This window comes from Paraburkholderia fungorum, from assembly GCF_046026025.1.
Classification (GTDB): Bacteria; Pseudomonadota; Gammaproteobacteria; order Burkholderiales; family Burkholderiaceae; genus Paraburkholderia; species Paraburkholderia fungorum_E.
The window spans coordinates 99,880-115,229 of record NZ_JAQQFL010000005.1 but is presented as its reverse complement, the minus strand read 5'-3'; the positions used below and the strand labels follow the sequence as shown (position 1 = coordinate 115,229).

Here is a 15,350-nt window from a genome sequence, read left to right as displayed (position 1 = left end):
AGCGCTCCGTTGCGTGCGCTGCATGCCGGTCATTGCGCGGCGACCAGCGCCTGCACGCCGAGCCATGCGCCAATCTGCGCGACGAGATCGTCGCTGGCCGCGGAGAGCGCCTGCGCGCCGCCGGCGGCGTCCGCCGAACTGGACGGCGCGCGGGCAATGAAGGTGCGCTGGCCGATCACCTTGCCGTTTTGCGTCAACGTGGCGCGCGCGGTAACCGCCGCGTGGCTTTCCGACTGGCTGTCGAAGACCTGTTCGAATTCGCTCAGATCGACCTTCAGGACCGGCGCATGCACGCCGTCAGCCCCCGTCAGCACGGTGCCGCGCGAACTGAGCGCGCCACGCAGACGCTGGGTCAGCAGTTGTGACGGCGCCATGGTCCAGTGGCTATTCGCGTACGACGCCGTCTGCTGCGCGTCGGCGTAGCTGAGCCGGTAAATCAGCTTGTCGGATTCGAGATTCTCGGACGCGGTGACATCGAGCACCTTGACCGCCGGCAGCGTACCGGCCGAGGCCGCCGGATTCGGCGGCCCAAGGTCGTAGCGAATGTCCGAAATCGCCGCGGGGGTACCGGCGCAGCCGGCAGCCAGCACGCCGAACGCGAGCAATACCGCAAGCGCGGCGCTCGAGGACAACAATCGGTGAATCGAGCGTGACATAACCATATTCCTTCTTCAAAACCTTCAATTCATTTCATTGGGCAGCGTGCGCGGCGGCGCGGGCAGCGGGCCACGTGAAGCCGGCTTCGCCAGGGCCCGGCGCCGGCCTCGGCGCACCGAACAGCACGCTGCGCGGATTGGCGCTGAACGTGTCGGCGGCGCGGTCCACGGAACGGGCCGCGGAGCGCACATCTTCGGCGAGCGAATTGACGCGCGGCAGGGTGTCGTAACCGACACGCGCCGACAGCTCCTGAATCGAACCGTCCATCGAGACCAGCGCGTCCCCCGCTTGCTGCGCCGCCGTTCCGACCTTGTTCAGGTTGGTCTCGAACGGCCCGTCCGGGCGATTCAGACTGGTGATCAGCTCATTGGTCGAGGCCAGCGTGCGATCCAGCGTGTTCAGCGTGGCGGGCAGCTTGCCCGCCGCCGGCGCCATCTGCTGGGTCAGCGTGGCGACGCCGTCAGCGGCCTTCTGAAGGCTCGCAGCCGTGCCCTGCAACTGGCTGACCATTTCCGGCGACAACAGATTGTCGACGTCGTCGGTGACTTTTTCGAGTTTGCGCAGCAAGACATCGCCGCGCTGCTGCAACTGATCGAGCAAGCCCGGGCGCATCGGCAATTGCGCCACCTCTTTCACCGACGACGCGAGCGGCGTCGGATCGCGCCCATTGTCATCCAGCTGGATAAAGGCGATACCCGTCACGCCCTGAAACCCGAGGCTGCCGAACGTGGAGTGCGTAATCGGCGCGTGCGTGTCCACGAGGATGCGGATCAGAATCTGTCCCGGATGATCCCGATCAAATTTGATCGACTGCACCTTGCCGACATCGAGCCCGCGATAACGCACCGCCGCGTCGGTATAGAGCCCTGTGACGTTGGTGCGCGCGATCAGGTCGTACGGCACCCGCACGGAACGGTCGACGTTGAACAAGAAAGCCGCCACCGCGATCGTAGCCAGCAGGACCACCGTGAAGAGCCCCGCCCAGAAGGCATGTGATTTGTTTTCCATTGTCAGGTTCCCTGGTTCACAGCGGCAATTCGGACGATGCCGATTCGAGCGCGGCGCGCGGCAATTTCGCGCGGCGTTCCGGCGGCAGCGCCTGCAGCGCGCGACGCCCGCGCAGGCCGAGGAAATATTCGCGGATAAAAGGATGGTCGACGCCTGCCGCCTCTTCAACCGGCGCGGCGACCAGCACCTTGCGATCCGCCAGCACGGCGACGCGGGTGGACAGCGCGATCATCGTGTCCAGATCGTGCGTGACCATCACCACCGTCAGACCGAGCGCGCGATGCAGCGCGGAGATCAGTTCGACAAATTCGTCGGACGCCTGCGGATCGAGGCCGGCGGTCGGTTCGTCGAGAAATAGCAACTCCGGTTCGAGCGCGATGGCACGCGCGATACCCACGCGTTTGATCATCCCGCCCGAGAGCGCCGACGGCATCTTCGACGCGTGCTTGCATGGCAGGCCGACCATCTCGAGCTTGAGCATCACGATATCGCGCAGCAGGTCGTCGGGCACCTTGCCGAGTTCGCGCAACGGTTGCGCGATATTGTCGAACACCGAGAGCGACGAGAACAGCGCACCGCGCTGAAACAGCATCCCGGAGCGGCTGCGCATGAGCAGCGCGGTTTCAGGCGAAATGGTCGCCAGGTCCTCGCCGAATAGTTTGATCGTGCCGGAAGACGGTCTTTCGAGCCCGAGAATCTGCCGCACCAGCGTGGTCTTGCCCGAGCCCGACCCGCCGACGATCGAGACGATCTCGCCGCGCCGCACGTCGAAATTCAGATGCTGATGCACGATGTTGCGGCCGTAGCGCTTGGTGATGTCGATCACCTCGATCACCGGCTCCGCAATCTCGGGCATCGGTTGGCCGCGTACGGTCTGGGTGAGTGGCGCGATCATCCTAGCCCCACGTTCTGGAAGAGGATCGCGAACACCGCGTCCGCGAGAATCACGATGGTGATCGAGGTCACCACCGAGGTCGTCGTGCCTTCGCCCAGACTTTGCGAATTGGCCTTGATACGGAAACCGAAGTGACAGCCGACGATCGCGATCAGCATGCCGAAGGCAACGCCCTTGCCGAGGCCGATCCATAGATTCGCCACGGGTACGACGCCGGGCAATGCGCGCGCGAAATAGCTCATGTCGATGCCGAGCACGATCTTCGCGGCGAGCGCGCCGCCCGTCAACGCGATGATGTTGGTCCACATCACGAGCAGCGGCATCGCCACGCCGAGTGCGACCACCCGCGGCAGAATCAGCCGCAGGCCGTGAGGGATGCCCATCACGCGCATGGCGTCGAGTTCTTCCGTGACGCGCATCACGCCGATCTGCGCGGTAATCGCCGAGCCCGAGCGCCCCGCCACCAGAATCGCCGACAGCACCGGCCCCAGTTCGCGAATCACCGACAGCCCAAGAATATTGACGATGTACTGATTCGCACCAAAAAGCCGCAGTTGCTGCGCCGACAGATAGCTCAGCACGATGCCGATCAGGAACGCGACCAGCGCGGTGATCGGCAAGGCCTTGGTGCCGGCGTTATAGATGTTCGCGGAGATTTCGGTCCATGGCGTGATTTTCGGCTTGCGCAGGATAGCCAGGAGATCGAGCACGACCTGCCCGAGCATGCCGAATCCGCCGTACAGGTGCTCGAAAAACGAGAAGATCGCGAGGCCCAGCCGGGTGAACGGGTCGACCTTGATCACCGGCTCTACCTTTTCGCGCACCGTGTCGAGCAGCGCGATGCGCTCGAAAATGTCGCGTTGCGTATCGGTGAGCGTGGTGTCCGGGGGCATCTTGTGGCCCCACACGCGCCACAATGCCTGACCGCCGACGTGGTCCATCCGGTCGATACGCGACAGGTCCCACTGGCCGATACCCTCAGCGCCGATCAACGAGCGCAACAGGGGAATCACGTGGCCGGTGGCCTTGTCGCGCGCGAGCGCGAGCGCCGTCCACTGGCCCGAAAGCCGGACGATCTTGCCTTGGCTGCCTGCCGCGACTTCAAGGCCGGGCGGAGTGTCGTAGTTCAAGGATCGCTGCAATCTGGTTATCGGATTAGGGGTCATTGTAACGAAGGCGCGGCGGATGAACGGTGCTCGTGGGCTCACAGCGTTTGCTGTCGCTACAATACGAGTCATGAACGCCTCCAAGACCCCACCCCAAGCTGCTTCGGCTCCAGACTGGCGCATCGACCGCGAGCGCGCCGTCGCGCTGTTCGGTCCGCATGCGCATGACTGGCCAATCGAGATCGTCGAGGAAACCGGTTCGACCAATGCCGACCTGATGACGCGCGTCAAGGCATTGCCACGTAAGGCCGGCGCGCTGCCGCGGCCGATCGTGCGGGTCGCGTATCTGCAAACCGCAGGCCGCGGCCGCCGTGGCCGTCCATGGTATGCGGAACCGGGCAATGCGCTGCTGTTTTCGGTGGCCTGCGTGTTGCCGCGTCCGCTCGAAGGGCTGGCGGGTTTGAGCCTCGCTGTAGGCGTGGCGCTGGTCGACGGGTTGCGCTCGTTGCCGGTCGCGGGCCCCGGGCAAATCGCGCTGAAGTGGCCCAACGACGTCCTGCTCGAAGGCGACAAGCTAGCCGGCATCCTGATCGAAACCGCGTGGAGCACGGATGACGCAAGCGCCGTGGTGATCGGCATTGGCACCAATGTGAAGGGCGCGGACGAACTCGCCGCCAAGGTCGGCGCGCTGAACGCCGACGTACCGGCGCAAGCGCGCGGCACCGTGCCGACCGCGCTGCAACGCGCGCTGCCGAACGCGAACCTCACCGATACGCTGGCGGCAGAACTGAATGCGCTCGAACCCGCGTTGCAGCGCTTCGGCGCTGAAGGTTTCGCACCGTTCCAGGCACGCTGGAACGCCGTGCACGCCTACGCAGGCCGCGAAGTCGTGCTACTGGAGCAAGGTCAGGAACTGGCCCGCGGCGTGGCGGCAGGGGTCGACGAACGCGGGCAACTGTTGCTCAACACGGCGGCGGGCCGTCTGACGGTAGCAACCGGTGACGTCTCGTTGCGTCTGGCCGACGGTGCTGCATGACGAGCGGCGCGCCTTATCTGTTGATCGACGCAGGCAATAGCCGCATCAAGTGGGCGCTGGTACAGCCGGACGGCACACAAATCGCGGCCGGCGCGCTCGCGCACGGCGGTGCTGAACAACCTGAATGGCAGGGTTTGCCGACGCCGGGCGGGGCATGGTTATCGAACGTGGCGGGCGAAAGTGTCGCGGCGTGGATTGCGGCACGGCTCGACGCTCACTGGCCGCAACTGCCGCGCACGACGATCCGCGCCTGCCCGCACCAATGCGGCGTGACCAACAGCTACACCACGCCGCATGCGCTCGGCAGCGATCGCTGGGCCGGCCTGATCGGCGCGCATGCAGCGTTTCCCGGCGAGAATCTGCTGATTGCAACGTTCGGCACGGCGACCACGCTCGAAGCGTTGCGTGCGGACGGCTGCTTTGTCGGCGGCCTGATCGCGCCGGGATGGACCTTGATGATGCGCTCGCTCGGCGAGCACACGGCGCAACTGCCGACGCTCGACGCCAACGCGGCACGCGGCTTGCTCGACGCGGACGCCACGTCCCGCCGGGAACGCCAGGGCCCGTTCTTTGCGACCGATACGCCACGCTCGCTATCGGCCGGGTGCACGTTGGCGCAAGCCGGTCTGATCGAACGCATGTGGCGCGATTTGCAGGACGAATGGCAGGTGCCGGTGCGCCTGGTAGTAAGCGGCGGCGCCGTGGACGAAGTGACAAGTGCGCTAAAAGTGCCGCATACTCGCCACGATTCGCTGGTGCTGTCGGGGCTTGCGCTCATTGCCGCCGAACGCACATTGGCAGGCGACGCCTGAGTCGCGGCCATACGGATAACGGCGGCTGAACTTATCGACCGGGAATACTAACAATGCTGCGCTGGCTGATCGCCATCTTGTTTCTTGCCAACATGCTGGCATTCGTCGCGATGCGCGGCGTATTCGGCCCGACGCCCACAGCCGGCAACCGCGAGCCGAACCACCTGAATCGTCAGCTCCATGCGGAGTGGTTGAAGGTGCAACCCTTAACGGCAGCCGAAGCCGCTGACCAGGCGGTCGTGGGCGGCCCGGTGCCGGCGGCGCCGGTCGCGGCATCGGCACTGCCGCAGTAAAGAAGCGGCGGCGGGTGCCCGGAGGGGCGCCGCGCTTAACGGCGGCGAAGAAAAGAAGAAAGCAACGCCTGGATTCGGGCAAACACGTCACCCTTGCGCGCGAACCTTCTTCAATAACGCGGTGGTCGAGCGCTCATGCGCGAATGGAATCGCCAAAGCCTTGCCGCCCCATCCCCGCACAATGGCCGATTCGGGCAGAACGTCCATGTCGTAGTCGCCGCCTTTGACGAGCACGTCCGGTCGCAGCGCCGAAATCAGCTCCACGGGCGTCTTCTCGCCAAAGCAAACCACGTAATCGACACTCTCCAGCGCCGCGAGCAAAGCCATCCGATCGGCCTCGCTGTTGATCGGCCGGTCGTCCCCTTTGCCTAGCATGCGCACGGACGCGTCGCTATTGACGCCGACAATCAGACAAGCACCGAGCGCTTTGGCGTCGGCAAGATAAGTCACATGCCCGCGATGCAGGATGTCGAATACCCCGTTGGTAAATACAACCGGCGCGGGCATCGAAGCGCGAAGCTTCACCAGCGCGTCGAGCGTAAAAATCTTGCGTTCAAAAGTGGCGGCCATGATGGAGTCGCGAAGAAAAAAGAAGTGCCGCCACGATACACGTCGAACGGCATGAAGCAAAACGGCCCGGCAAGCTCACGCCTGCCGGGCCATTCCTGAAACCTTAAACCGTCTACGTCTAAGCCATCAAGCCGGCTGTTCAGCCGATTTCTGATCGGCCTGCAGGCGCAGGACAACTTCTTTGCGATAGCGGTTCAATTCTTGCGCCGTGTTGAACGTGCGCTCGAACAGAATCGACAGGTTGTGCAGAATCCGCTCCACCACCTTCTTTTCCCAGCCGTCGTCGAAACGGATCTGTTCGTCGAGCCAGCGCTCGAGCCATTCCGGATCCGGCAGACGCGATTGAATCGTGTCGCGCGGGAACAGCGCCTGATTCACGTGCAGGTTGGTTGGGTGCAGCGGCTTTTCCGTGCGGCGCGCCGATGCCATCAGCACGCCGATCTTGGCGAACGCAGCACGCGCGATGTCGCCGGTTTGCACCATCGCTTTCTTCATGTAGCGCAGATAAGCGCCGCCGTGACGCGCTTCGTCGCGCGAAATGGTTTCGTAAATGGCCTTGATGACCGGTTCGGTGTGCCATTCGGCTGCACGGCGATACCAGTGATTGAGGCGAATTTCGCCGCAGAAGTGCAGCATCAGCGTTTCAAGCGGCGGTGCCGGGTCGAATTCGAAGCGCACGGCGTGCAGTTCTTCTTCCGTCGGGCACATTTCCGGCTTGAAGCGGCGCAGATATTCCATCAGCACCAGCGAATGCTTCTGTTCTTCGAAGAACCACACGCTCATGAACGCGGAGAAATCGCTGTCGTGATGGTTGTCACGGAGGAACATTTCCGTGGCGGGCAATGCCGACCATTCGGTGATCGCATTCATCTTGATCGTCGCGGCCTGCTCGTCGGTCAATAGCGATGCATCGAACTTGTCCCAGGGAATGTCTTTCTCCATGTCCCATCGAACGGATTCGAGCGATTTATAAAGTTCCGGATAAAGCATGGTGTTCATAGTCCCACCCCTGTTCTGCGCATACTGTCTGTGTCTGTCACTACTACATGTAGCACTTTTACTGACGACGAACGAAACGCACCGCTTTGTGCGCCGTTTATCGGCCAAGCATTCAATTTTACGCGGTAATCGGCCGCCTAGATGCATTGGGCAGCAAAGAAGTCCAGCCGTTTGCGCGGCGCCGCTAACCAGAAGTTACGCGCTACGCGGCCAACCGTGGGTGAGGGATACCCTATGCCTGAGGTCGAGCCAGTTTGCGAAGAATCCGCACCGTCCAGCCCTGCGCCGGGGATACCGGCGGCGAATGAAGCAAGGGCGGTTGGATTGGTTGTTTTCAGCGCACGCCCAAAAGCCAAATGAAGCTTACACAATGATAGCACGCTGACTTTACGGATCCCGTGCACTGGCAGACGCAATTCTGGTGCCCGATTGACTTCTCTCAATAAACAGCCCGATTCACGGAGTGTGGCCGACGATCGGGGTCAAAACCATGACATGTGGCGAAATTGCCTCACTGCATCGAGCGTCCACCGGGCTTTGCACTGCTGTCGCATGGATCGCACCGCCCGGTTTCATGCCTGCCGTCAAACGGGTTTCTTCCGCGCGCGCGGAGCGGTGCCCGCACTGCCCGCGGGCTTCGCCGCCGTCGAAGTTGAGGTTGACGAAGCGGCCCGCTTCGCCGCCGGCCGCCTGGTGGTGTGCCCTGCGTCCGCGGCCTCCGCATCCGGTGCTTCGGCCGCATCTCTTGCCGACGCGGCGGCGCTCGCCTCGCCCGGCGAGTCCGTCGGAGAATCGCCCGATGCGGAGGCTGCCGCAGTGGGCTGCGTCATCGCAAACTGGGCGATCTGGTTGAACTGCGATTGCAGCAGATTCCACCAGGCGGAGGCGTCGAACAGCGGCGTGGTGGCGGCCTCACCCTCGTCAGTGGCCGACTCGGCGGCGGCCGATGAGTTCGCATTGTTCGAAGCCGAATTCGAAGCCGAAGCCGTCTCCGGATGCGGCCAGCCGGCCGGCGCGGGGCTCGGCGCGGCACTTGCCGAAGCCGGCTGCGTCATCGACGACTGCGCGAACGCGCCGAACGCACGCAGCGTCGCGAGCGTGGCGCGCTGTACCTCGAGTGCCTGGATGGCGGACTGCAGCATGTTCAGATTGAGCTTCAGCCACTGCTCGACCGCACGCATATCGGTGATGCGCTTGTCGAGTTCCTCGACGTTGGTCAGCGGCGCCATCATGTCGGACATCATCGACAGCGACGGCCCAAGGCTGCTACCCGACTGCGCGCCGGGGAACGCCGAACTGAACGGCGAGAGACGCATCATGCCCCACATGCGTTCAAGCATTTCAGCGGGCGGAAAACCGGGGAAGCCGGGAAACGGCGGCGTGGTGCCAGGTGTATCGGTCATGCTTGTCGCCTCGCTGCATAAAGGGAAGGAAATAGCGCCATCCCGGGCGCGTCTGATTCGATCATACCGCGCGTGGCGCTGCGAACCGCGCTGAGTTTGGGCTGCTGTTTGGGCTGCTGTTTGGGCTGCTGTTTGGGCTGCTGTTTGGGCTGCTGTTTGGGCTGCTGTTTGGCCTGCTGTTTGGGCTGCTGTTTGGGCTGCTGTTTGGGCTGCTGTTTGGCCGGCTGGTTGCCCCACTCGCGCGCGCCTCAAATGCGGGTCGATGAGGCCTTGCGCAATACGCGCCGCCCACCGGTTTCAGGCGTGCCCATCGCCCGAGGGGCCGCCGCCCGGCGTCCGTCGCGGCCGCCCGCTCCATGGGTCCGCGCCGCCAAAATCCGGCGCGCGCCGCTCGCGTAGCGAACTCACGCCTTCGCGCACGTCCGGCCCGGCGAACCCCATGAATTCCAGCGCCAGCGACGCATCGAACGCCGGCCCGGCGGAGCGGAGCCAGTTGTTCAACGCGTACTTGGTCCATCGAATCGCCGTTTGCGAGCCGTTGGCCAGTTTTTGCGCGACTTCGAATGCTTTGGGCCGCAGATCGTTTTCGTCGACGGCGAGCGACACGAGACCGATCCGCTCGGCCTCCTCGCCGCTCACCGGCTCGCACAGCAGCAGGTAGTACTTGGCCTTCGCCATGCCGCACAGAAGCGGCCAGACGATGGCCGCGTGATCGCCGGCGGCAACGCCCAGGCGCGTATGCCCGTCGATAATGCGCGCCGACTTCGACGCAATCGAGATATCGGCGAGCAGGCCTGCCACGAGCCCCGCACCGACTGCCGGACCGTGCATCGCCGAAACGATCGGCTTGCTGCAATTGATCACGTTGTAGACCAGATCGCGCGCCTCGCGCCACACCCGCGCGCGAACGTCGAAATCGGTCGCCATGTCTTCGACCAGTTGCAGGTCGCCACCGGCCGAAAAGCCCTTGCCCTCGCCGCGAATGATCGCGACACGCGTTTCGGGGTCCCGATCAATATCGCGCCAGATTTCGGCAAGCTCGAAGTGCATCCGCGCGTTCGCGGTGGCAAGCCCGCTCTTGTTCGCGCCCTCGCCGCTCATCACGACTTCGAGCACACCGTGCGGATGACGATGCAATTGCAGCGACTGGTAGTGCGCGTAAAACGCGTCGTTACTGTGTGGTGCCTGAGACATGGTGAGCAATCCGTCTATCGGTGTATCTGTTGAAACCGTCGCCTTAAGGGCACATTCGGCACATTCGGCACATTCAGCCTGGTTCGCGCCGTATCAGCGCGAACCTCGGGCAAACTCAATTCGGCTGATAAACCCACTTTGCATTCTTGATTTCGACCATCACTCGCGCCCGTTGATCGAGTCCGAGGTGATCCGTGGCGCTCATATTGACCACGCCGTTGGTGTCCGCGAGACTACGCGTCGCTTCCAGCGCGTCGCGCAGCGCCCGGCGGAATTCCGGTGTGCCGGGTGCGGCGGCCTTAAGCGCGATCGGTATCGCATTGCCGAGCAGCATGCCGGCGTCCCACGTGTACGAACCGAACGCCGACACGCTGCCCGGTCCGCGCACGGCCTCGAAGCGCGCGATGTAGTCGAGCGCGAGACGTTTGGCCGGATGATCCGCCGGCAATTGCGCGGCGACAAGTACCGGGCTCGCGGGCAGGAACGTGCCGTTGCAATCGGCGCCGCACACGCGCAGGAAATCGTTATTGCCGACCCCATGATTGTGATAGATCAGACCTTTGTAGCCGCGTTCCCTGAGCGTCTTCGGCGGGAGCGCGGCGGGCGTGCCGGCTGCGCCGACCACCACCGCATCCGGGTGGGTCGCGAGAATTTTCAGGACCTGACCGGTCACGCTCGGATCGGTGCGGTTGAAGCGCTCGCTCGCCACCATGTCGATATGATGCAACTGCGCGAATTTGGCGACTTCGGTATAGAACGTTTCGCCGAGCGCGTCGGCCTGCCCGATGAACGCCATGGTTTTGACGCCGTGCGCGCTGGCGTGCGCGGCAATCGCCGAGGCCATCATTGCGTCGGTCTGGGGGGTCTTGAATACCCAGCGGCGCTTTGCATCCACGGGTTCGATGATTTTCGCCGACGAGGCCAGCGAGATCATCGGCGTTTCACCGTCGGCAACCACATCGATCATGGAAAGCGAATTCGGCGTGATCGACGATCCAATGATCGCGTCGACGTGATTCTCGGAGATCAGCTTCTTGGTGTCCTGCACCGCCTGCGTGGTGTCGGACGCGTCGTCGAGCACGATGTATTCGACGCTCTGCCCGCCGATCTGCTTGGGCAGCAGCGCGACGGTGTCGCGCGCGGGAATACCGAGCGACGCGGCCGGCCCGGTTAGCGACAGCACGAGGCCGATCTTCACCTGCGCAAGAGCGATGGCGGGTAGCGCGGCAATTAGCGCTGCGGCAAGGCGGGCAAGCCCGCGCGGCGATGGTGTTGCGCGCACACTCGATGCGCGAGCGCGCCGGGTTCCTCGTTCAAAGGATTCAAATCGCGGCATGCTGTCTCCTCACGTCGGTTTTTCGTTTTTGATGTACTGCCGATGTGCTGCTCGTGCTTTGCTTCTGTATGGCTTGTGCCCCGCTCACGTGCTGCTTCGCGTTGGCTTCGCAAGCCGGCGGCCTGCCGCTACCCCGGGGCCGCCACTGCGCCAGTCAGTGTAGCGGCGCGTTGTGGCGTCGGCATCGGGCGAAACCCTTTCGTCGACGCCCAAGCCCAGGCACATACCGACACGGCCTCGATGCCGCGAACCGCACCGAACCGGCGCATCAATCTCACGCCTTAGTCCAGCGGCGCGATGCCCTGATCGATCGAACCGAAGATCGACTTGCCCGCTTCGTCGAACATCTCGATCTTCACGGTATCGCCGAACTTCATGAACTCGGTTTGCGGCGCGCCGTGCTCGATGGTCTCGAGGCAACGCTTCTCAGCGATGCAGCAATAGCCGCGCTTCGCGTCCTTGTTCGACACCGTGCCCGAGCCGACAATCGCGCCGGCGCGCAGATTGCGCGTTTTGGCCGCGTGCGAAATCAGTTGGCCGAAGTGGAACACCATGTCGGTGCCGGCGTCCGGCTGACCCACCTTCCTGTTGTTCCAGTGAACGATCATCGGGCGGTGCACACGCCCTTCCCGCCAGCTCTCACCGAGTTCGTCCGGCGTCACCGCGACCGGCGCGAACGACGTGGCCGGCTTGCTCTGGAAAAAGCCGAAGCCCTTCGCAAGCTCGGCGGGGATCAGATTGCGCAGCGAGACGTCGTTGACGAGCGTCACCAACCGCACGCTACGAAGCGCCTGATCGGGGGTGGCGCCCATCGCCACGTCGGTGGTGATCACGGCAACCTCCGCTTCGAAGTCGATGCCGAATTCCTCGGACGCGCACAGCACATCATCTTTCGCCCCGATGAAGTCGTCGCTGCCGCCCTGGTACATCAGAGGATCGGTCCAGAATTCCGGCGGCATTTCGGCCCCACGCGCGCGGCGCACCAGTTCGACATGGTTCACATACGACGAACCGTCGGCCCACTGGAACGCGCGCGGCAGTGGCGCCATGCATTCCTTCGCGTCGAACGGGAAGCTATTGCGCGCGCGGCCCTGGTTGAGCGCGTCGTACAGGTCCTGCAGTTGCGGCGCGTAGAAGGCCCAGTCGTCGAGCACGCGCTGCATGGTGGGCGCGATCGCGTCGGCGATGGCTGCGGTGTGCAGGTCGCGGGACACGACGATCAACTGACCGTCGCGCGTGCCGTCCTTCAGCGTGGCAAGTTTCATAGGGGAGTGAGCCGTTAGTGACGATAGAAGGAATCTATTCTACGATGGTGAATCGGCGTGGCCCAAGTCCCGGCACCCGGCGGCAGTTTGCGCAACGTGCACGGCGCGCCTCCCGGGTCCAACCCTATTCGTTTCTCAAGGTCTTTTAAACGCGCTCCATGCGCTTCGCTTATGCCTCCAATTGCCCGCTCCGGTGCGATCCGTACCGACTCCGACGCCGCTGAACCGCTCGAAACGCACGGCGCGCCCGAATCCGACGACGAAAGCATCGACACCGGTGAGGAAAAGCTGCGCTCCGGCATCCAGTCGATCGAAGTCGGATTCAGATTGCTCGAGGTGCTGACCCACGAGCCGCGCGCGATGATGCTGCGCGATCTGGCCCAGCGTGCGGGCATGAGTCCGGCGAAAGCGCACCGCTATCTGGTGAGTTTCCTGCGCCTCGGCGTGGTCGCGCAGGATCCGCTGTCGGGCCGCTACGAACTGGGCGGCTTCGCGTTGCAGTTAGGGCTTGCGCGGCTTGCACGCGTCGATGGCGTGAAGCTCGCGCGCATCGCGCTTGCCGAACTGCGCGACCGGCTCGATCTGACCGTGGGCATCGCGGTGTGGGGCAATCAGGGCCCTACCATGGTCCATTGGATGGAATCGAGTCATCCCGCCAAGGCGTCGCTCAAGCTCGGCGACGTAATGCCGCTGCTCAGTTCCGCCACCGGCCTGCTGTTTGCCGCCTATCTGCCGTCAAGCAAAACCGCCTTGATGCTGGAGCGCGAACTGGCCGATTCGCGCCGTTCGTCGCATATGAGCGGCCCGCGCACCCCGGAAGAGGTCAAGCGCGTGCTGGCGGAGGTACGGCAGCACGAAGCAGCGCGTGTCGAAGGCATGCTGCTGCCGACCATCCACGCGTTCTGCATGCCGGTGTTCGACTCGACCGGCGACCTCGCGCTGGGCCTCGTCGCACTCGGCCATGAAGGCGCATTCGATATCCGCTGGGGCGGTGAAATCGATACGGCGCTGCGCGAATGTGCGCAAAAGCTCTCGTACGAGCTCGGGTATAGTGCGACGCCGCGCTGATAGCGTTGGCTTCAGGAATTCGTCCATGTCCTCACCGTCTGCCACACGTCACGCTGATCGCACGCCGCCCGCCGGGCCGCGCGCCGGTTTGCGGGTGTGGCGATGGCTCGCGGTGCTGCTGGTGGTGGCCGTCCTGCACTGGATTGCGGCGCAATGGGTCGAGCGCAATCGCGCGGCGCTGAATCCATCGGACAACGAGCATGTCCCCGTGCAGGTCGCCCTGCTGACACCCGAGCGCATCGAGCGCAATCCCGCCGCCGATGCGCCCCAAACTGCGACGCCAGCGCCGGCGCACAAGGCCGCTGCGAGCAAGCCGCGCGAACACGTGCTGACGGCAATGCAACCGGCACGGCAGGCGGCTGCGGTCACGGCCGCGTCAGATGCAGTGGCGAGCGAGTCAGCCGCAACGAACCCCGCCAATGCCACAGCCAATGCGAGTGCAACCGCCGCAGGCAAGGCCAGTGCCCCCACCGCCGCCAGCGCGCCTAAAGCTGCCGCGGGCGTGAAATTCTCGGTTCCGCCATCCGGGGAACTGCAGTACGACACGTTCTACAACGGCGTGCGCAACCAGCCTGGCACAATCCATTGGACCAGCAACGCGCAAAGCTACGAGATGGTCGTTTCCGTGCCGCTGCCGTTCGTCGGCGCATTCACGTATTCGAGCCACGGCCGCATCGACGCATTCGGCCTCGCACCGGATCAGTACATCGAAAAACGCGGCCGTCGCCCGGAAGACGTGGCGATCTTCAATCGCACCGACAAAACGATCGTCTTCACGCGCACCCCGGCCTCACTGCCGCTGCCCGACGGCGCACAAGACCGTTTCAGCATGGTGATGCAGCTTGCCAGCCTCGTGCGCGGCGACCCCGCTGCCTACAAGCCGGGTGTGACGCGGCAATTCTTCGTTGTCGATAACGACAGCGGCGAGAACTGGCCAATCGAGACGATCGGCGACGAGACGATCCGTACCGCGCAGGGCTATCTGGAAACGCGCCACTTCAAACGATTGCCTCGCCACGATGGCGATCTGCGTCGCATCGACGTATGGCTCGCGCCGTCGCTCGGCTGGCTGCCCGCGCGAATCATGCAGACCGAACCGAACGGCACGCAATTCGAACTCGTGTGGCGCGGCAAGCTCAATGCAGACGATACCGGCGCCCCGGCCGACAGCACCAGTGGCTCAAATGAAACCAATGGCACCGATAGTGGCGGCACCAGTTCACCCGGCAATCCGGCAAATCAGTCGCCCGCCACCACCGCACCCGCGATGACACCCGAACCCTCACCCGCGTCACCGTCCGGTTCGACCGCTCCTGGCAACCTGCCCGAAAAGCCCTGAGTTCGAGCAAGGTCTCGAACAGGCCGCGGAAACTTTCACGACGAATTAACACTTACGTTGTCAGAAGGCTACGTCATGCCGTGCGAAGCTCTGCGCGATTTCGATCTACGGGGTAAGCTTGGAACCGTACGTCGTCCGACGTTGACGGTAGCGGACCGTCACGATCGGGCACGCCTCCTGCTGCGACGCAGGCAATAGCAGACGCCACCAAAGGCGCACCGTTCGACCTGCTCGATGCCGCTCGTCTCGCGCCCATCGAACAATCTCACCGTTTTGCTGCACTGCTTGAAACGTTTCTTGGAAAGCCGGTCTAACCGGTAGGTTCGGAACTTCACCAGCGTCAATCCGGACCCACCCCTTGAATTCCAC

At 63.9% G+C, this 15,350-nt stretch carries 15 protein-coding genes and 1 pseudogene; 6 read left to right on the top strand and 10 right to left on the bottom strand.

Annotated elements, in window-relative coordinates; all coding sequences use genetic code 11:
- Nucleotides 1–29: 29 nt before the first annotated feature.
- Genes PQR67_RS08090 through PQR67_RS08075 form a run of 4 tightly spaced genes read right to left on the bottom strand, consistent with a single transcriptional unit; the run spans nt 30 to nt 3,690 of the window.
- Complete coding sequence (locus PQR67_RS08090) at nt 30–656, bottom strand: ABC-type transport auxiliary lipoprotein family protein (protein WP_408456800.1); 627 nt, start codon at nt 654–656, stop codon at nt 30–32.
- Between the two features lie 34 nt (nt 657–690).
- Complete coding sequence (locus PQR67_RS08085; RefSeq protein ID WP_408456798.1) at nt 691–1,665, bottom strand: MlaD family protein; 975 nt, start codon at nt 1,663–1,665, stop codon at nt 691–693.
- Between the two features lie 16 nt (nt 1,666–1,681).
- A complete protein-coding gene (locus tag PQR67_RS08080) occupies nt 1,682–2,560 on the bottom strand; it encodes an ABC transporter ATP-binding protein (protein ID WP_408456795.1) in 879 nt (292 codons plus the stop codon).
- Nucleotides 2,557–3,690: an MlaE family ABC transporter permease gene (locus tag PQR67_RS08075; RefSeq protein ID WP_408456792.1), complete on the bottom strand. Its 1,134-nt coding sequence runs from the start codon at nt 3,688–3,690 to the stop codon at nt 2,557–2,559. The genes PQR67_RS08080 and PQR67_RS08075 overlap by 4 nt, the downstream gene beginning before the upstream one ends.
- A 106-nt stretch (nt 3,691–3,796) precedes the next feature.
- Between PQR67_RS08075 and PQR67_RS08070 the strand changes: the two genes are divergently transcribed.
- From PQR67_RS08070 to PQR67_RS08060, 3 genes are read left to right on the top strand one after another with little or no spacing between them, the layout of a single operon-like run.
- On the top strand, nt 3,797–4,702 hold the full coding sequence (locus PQR67_RS08070; protein ID WP_408456789.1) for a biotin--[acetyl-CoA-carboxylase] ligase: 906 nt from the start codon (nt 3,797–3,799) through the stop codon (nt 4,700–4,702).
- Complete coding sequence (locus PQR67_RS08065) at nt 4,699–5,514, top strand: type III pantothenate kinase (RefSeq protein ID WP_408456786.1); 816 nt, start codon at nt 4,699–4,701, stop codon at nt 5,512–5,514. The genes PQR67_RS08070 and PQR67_RS08065 overlap by 4 nt, the downstream gene beginning before the upstream one ends.
- A 53-nt stretch (nt 5,515–5,567) precedes the next feature.
- Nucleotides 5,568–5,807, top strand: a complete 240-nt coding sequence (locus tag PQR67_RS08060; RefSeq protein WP_408456783.1) for a hypothetical protein — start codon at nt 5,568–5,570, stop codon at nt 5,805–5,807.
- Nucleotides 5,808–5,894: 87 nt separating this feature from the next.
- On the opposite strand, the gene rfaE2 is transcribed toward PQR67_RS08060, so the two are convergent.
- From rfaE2 to PQR67_RS08030, 6 genes are all read right to left on the bottom strand, one after another.
- Nucleotides 5,895–6,377: a D-glycero-beta-D-manno-heptose 1-phosphate adenylyltransferase gene (rfaE2, locus tag PQR67_RS08055; protein WP_408456781.1), complete on the bottom strand. Its 483-nt coding sequence runs from the start codon at nt 6,375–6,377 to the stop codon at nt 5,895–5,897.
- A gap of 126 nt (nt 6,378–6,503) precedes the next feature.
- Nucleotides 6,504–7,376 (bottom strand): ferritin family protein, encoded by an 873-nt coding sequence (locus PQR67_RS08050; protein ID WP_054035670.1) that lies wholly within the window; start codon nt 7,374–7,376, stop codon nt 6,504–6,506.
- Nucleotides 7,377–7,960: 584 nt separating this feature from the next.
- Entirely contained in the window at nt 7,961–8,779 is an 819-nt protein-coding gene (locus PQR67_RS08045) for a PhaM family polyhydroxyalkanoate granule multifunctional regulatory protein (RefSeq protein WP_408456778.1), read from the bottom strand.
- A gap of 297 nt (nt 8,780–9,076) precedes the next feature.
- Nucleotides 9,077–9,973 carry an enoyl-CoA hydratase/isomerase family protein gene (locus PQR67_RS08040; protein ID WP_408456776.1) on the bottom strand — a complete coding sequence of 299 codons (897 nt, stop codon included), beginning with the start codon at nt 9,971–9,973 and terminating at the stop codon, nt 9,077–9,079.
- A gap of 115 nt (nt 9,974–10,088) precedes the next feature.
- On the bottom strand, nt 10,089–11,309 hold the full coding sequence (locus PQR67_RS08035) for an ABC transporter substrate-binding protein (protein WP_408456773.1): 1,221 nt from the start codon (nt 11,307–11,309) through the stop codon (nt 10,089–10,091).
- 281 nt (nt 11,310–11,590) lie between these two features.
- Nucleotides 11,591–12,574, bottom strand: coding sequence for a fumarylacetoacetate hydrolase family protein (locus PQR67_RS08030; protein ID WP_408456770.1), 984 nt, complete (start codon nt 12,572–12,574; stop codon nt 11,591–11,593).
- A 171-nt stretch (nt 12,575–12,745) separates the two neighbouring features.
- Between PQR67_RS08030 and PQR67_RS08025 the strand changes: the two genes are divergently transcribed.
- The 3 genes and pseudogenes from PQR67_RS08025 to PQR67_RS08015 form a co-directional block, all read left to right on the top strand.
- Nucleotides 12,746–13,642 (top strand): IclR family transcriptional regulator, encoded by an 897-nt coding sequence (locus PQR67_RS08025; protein WP_408456767.1) that lies wholly within the window; start codon nt 12,746–12,748, stop codon nt 13,640–13,642.
- A gap of 25 nt (nt 13,643–13,667) precedes the next feature.
- Nucleotides 13,668–14,981, top strand: a complete 1,314-nt coding sequence (locus tag PQR67_RS08020) for a DUF3108 domain-containing protein (RefSeq protein ID WP_408456764.1) — start codon at nt 13,668–13,670, stop codon at nt 14,979–14,981.
- 39 nt (nt 14,982–15,020) lie between these two features.
- Nucleotides 15,021–15,295, top strand: a pseudogene (locus PQR67_RS08015) (3-oxoadipate enol-lactonase); the annotation flags it as partial.
- Nucleotides 15,296–15,350: the final 55 nt, after the last annotated feature.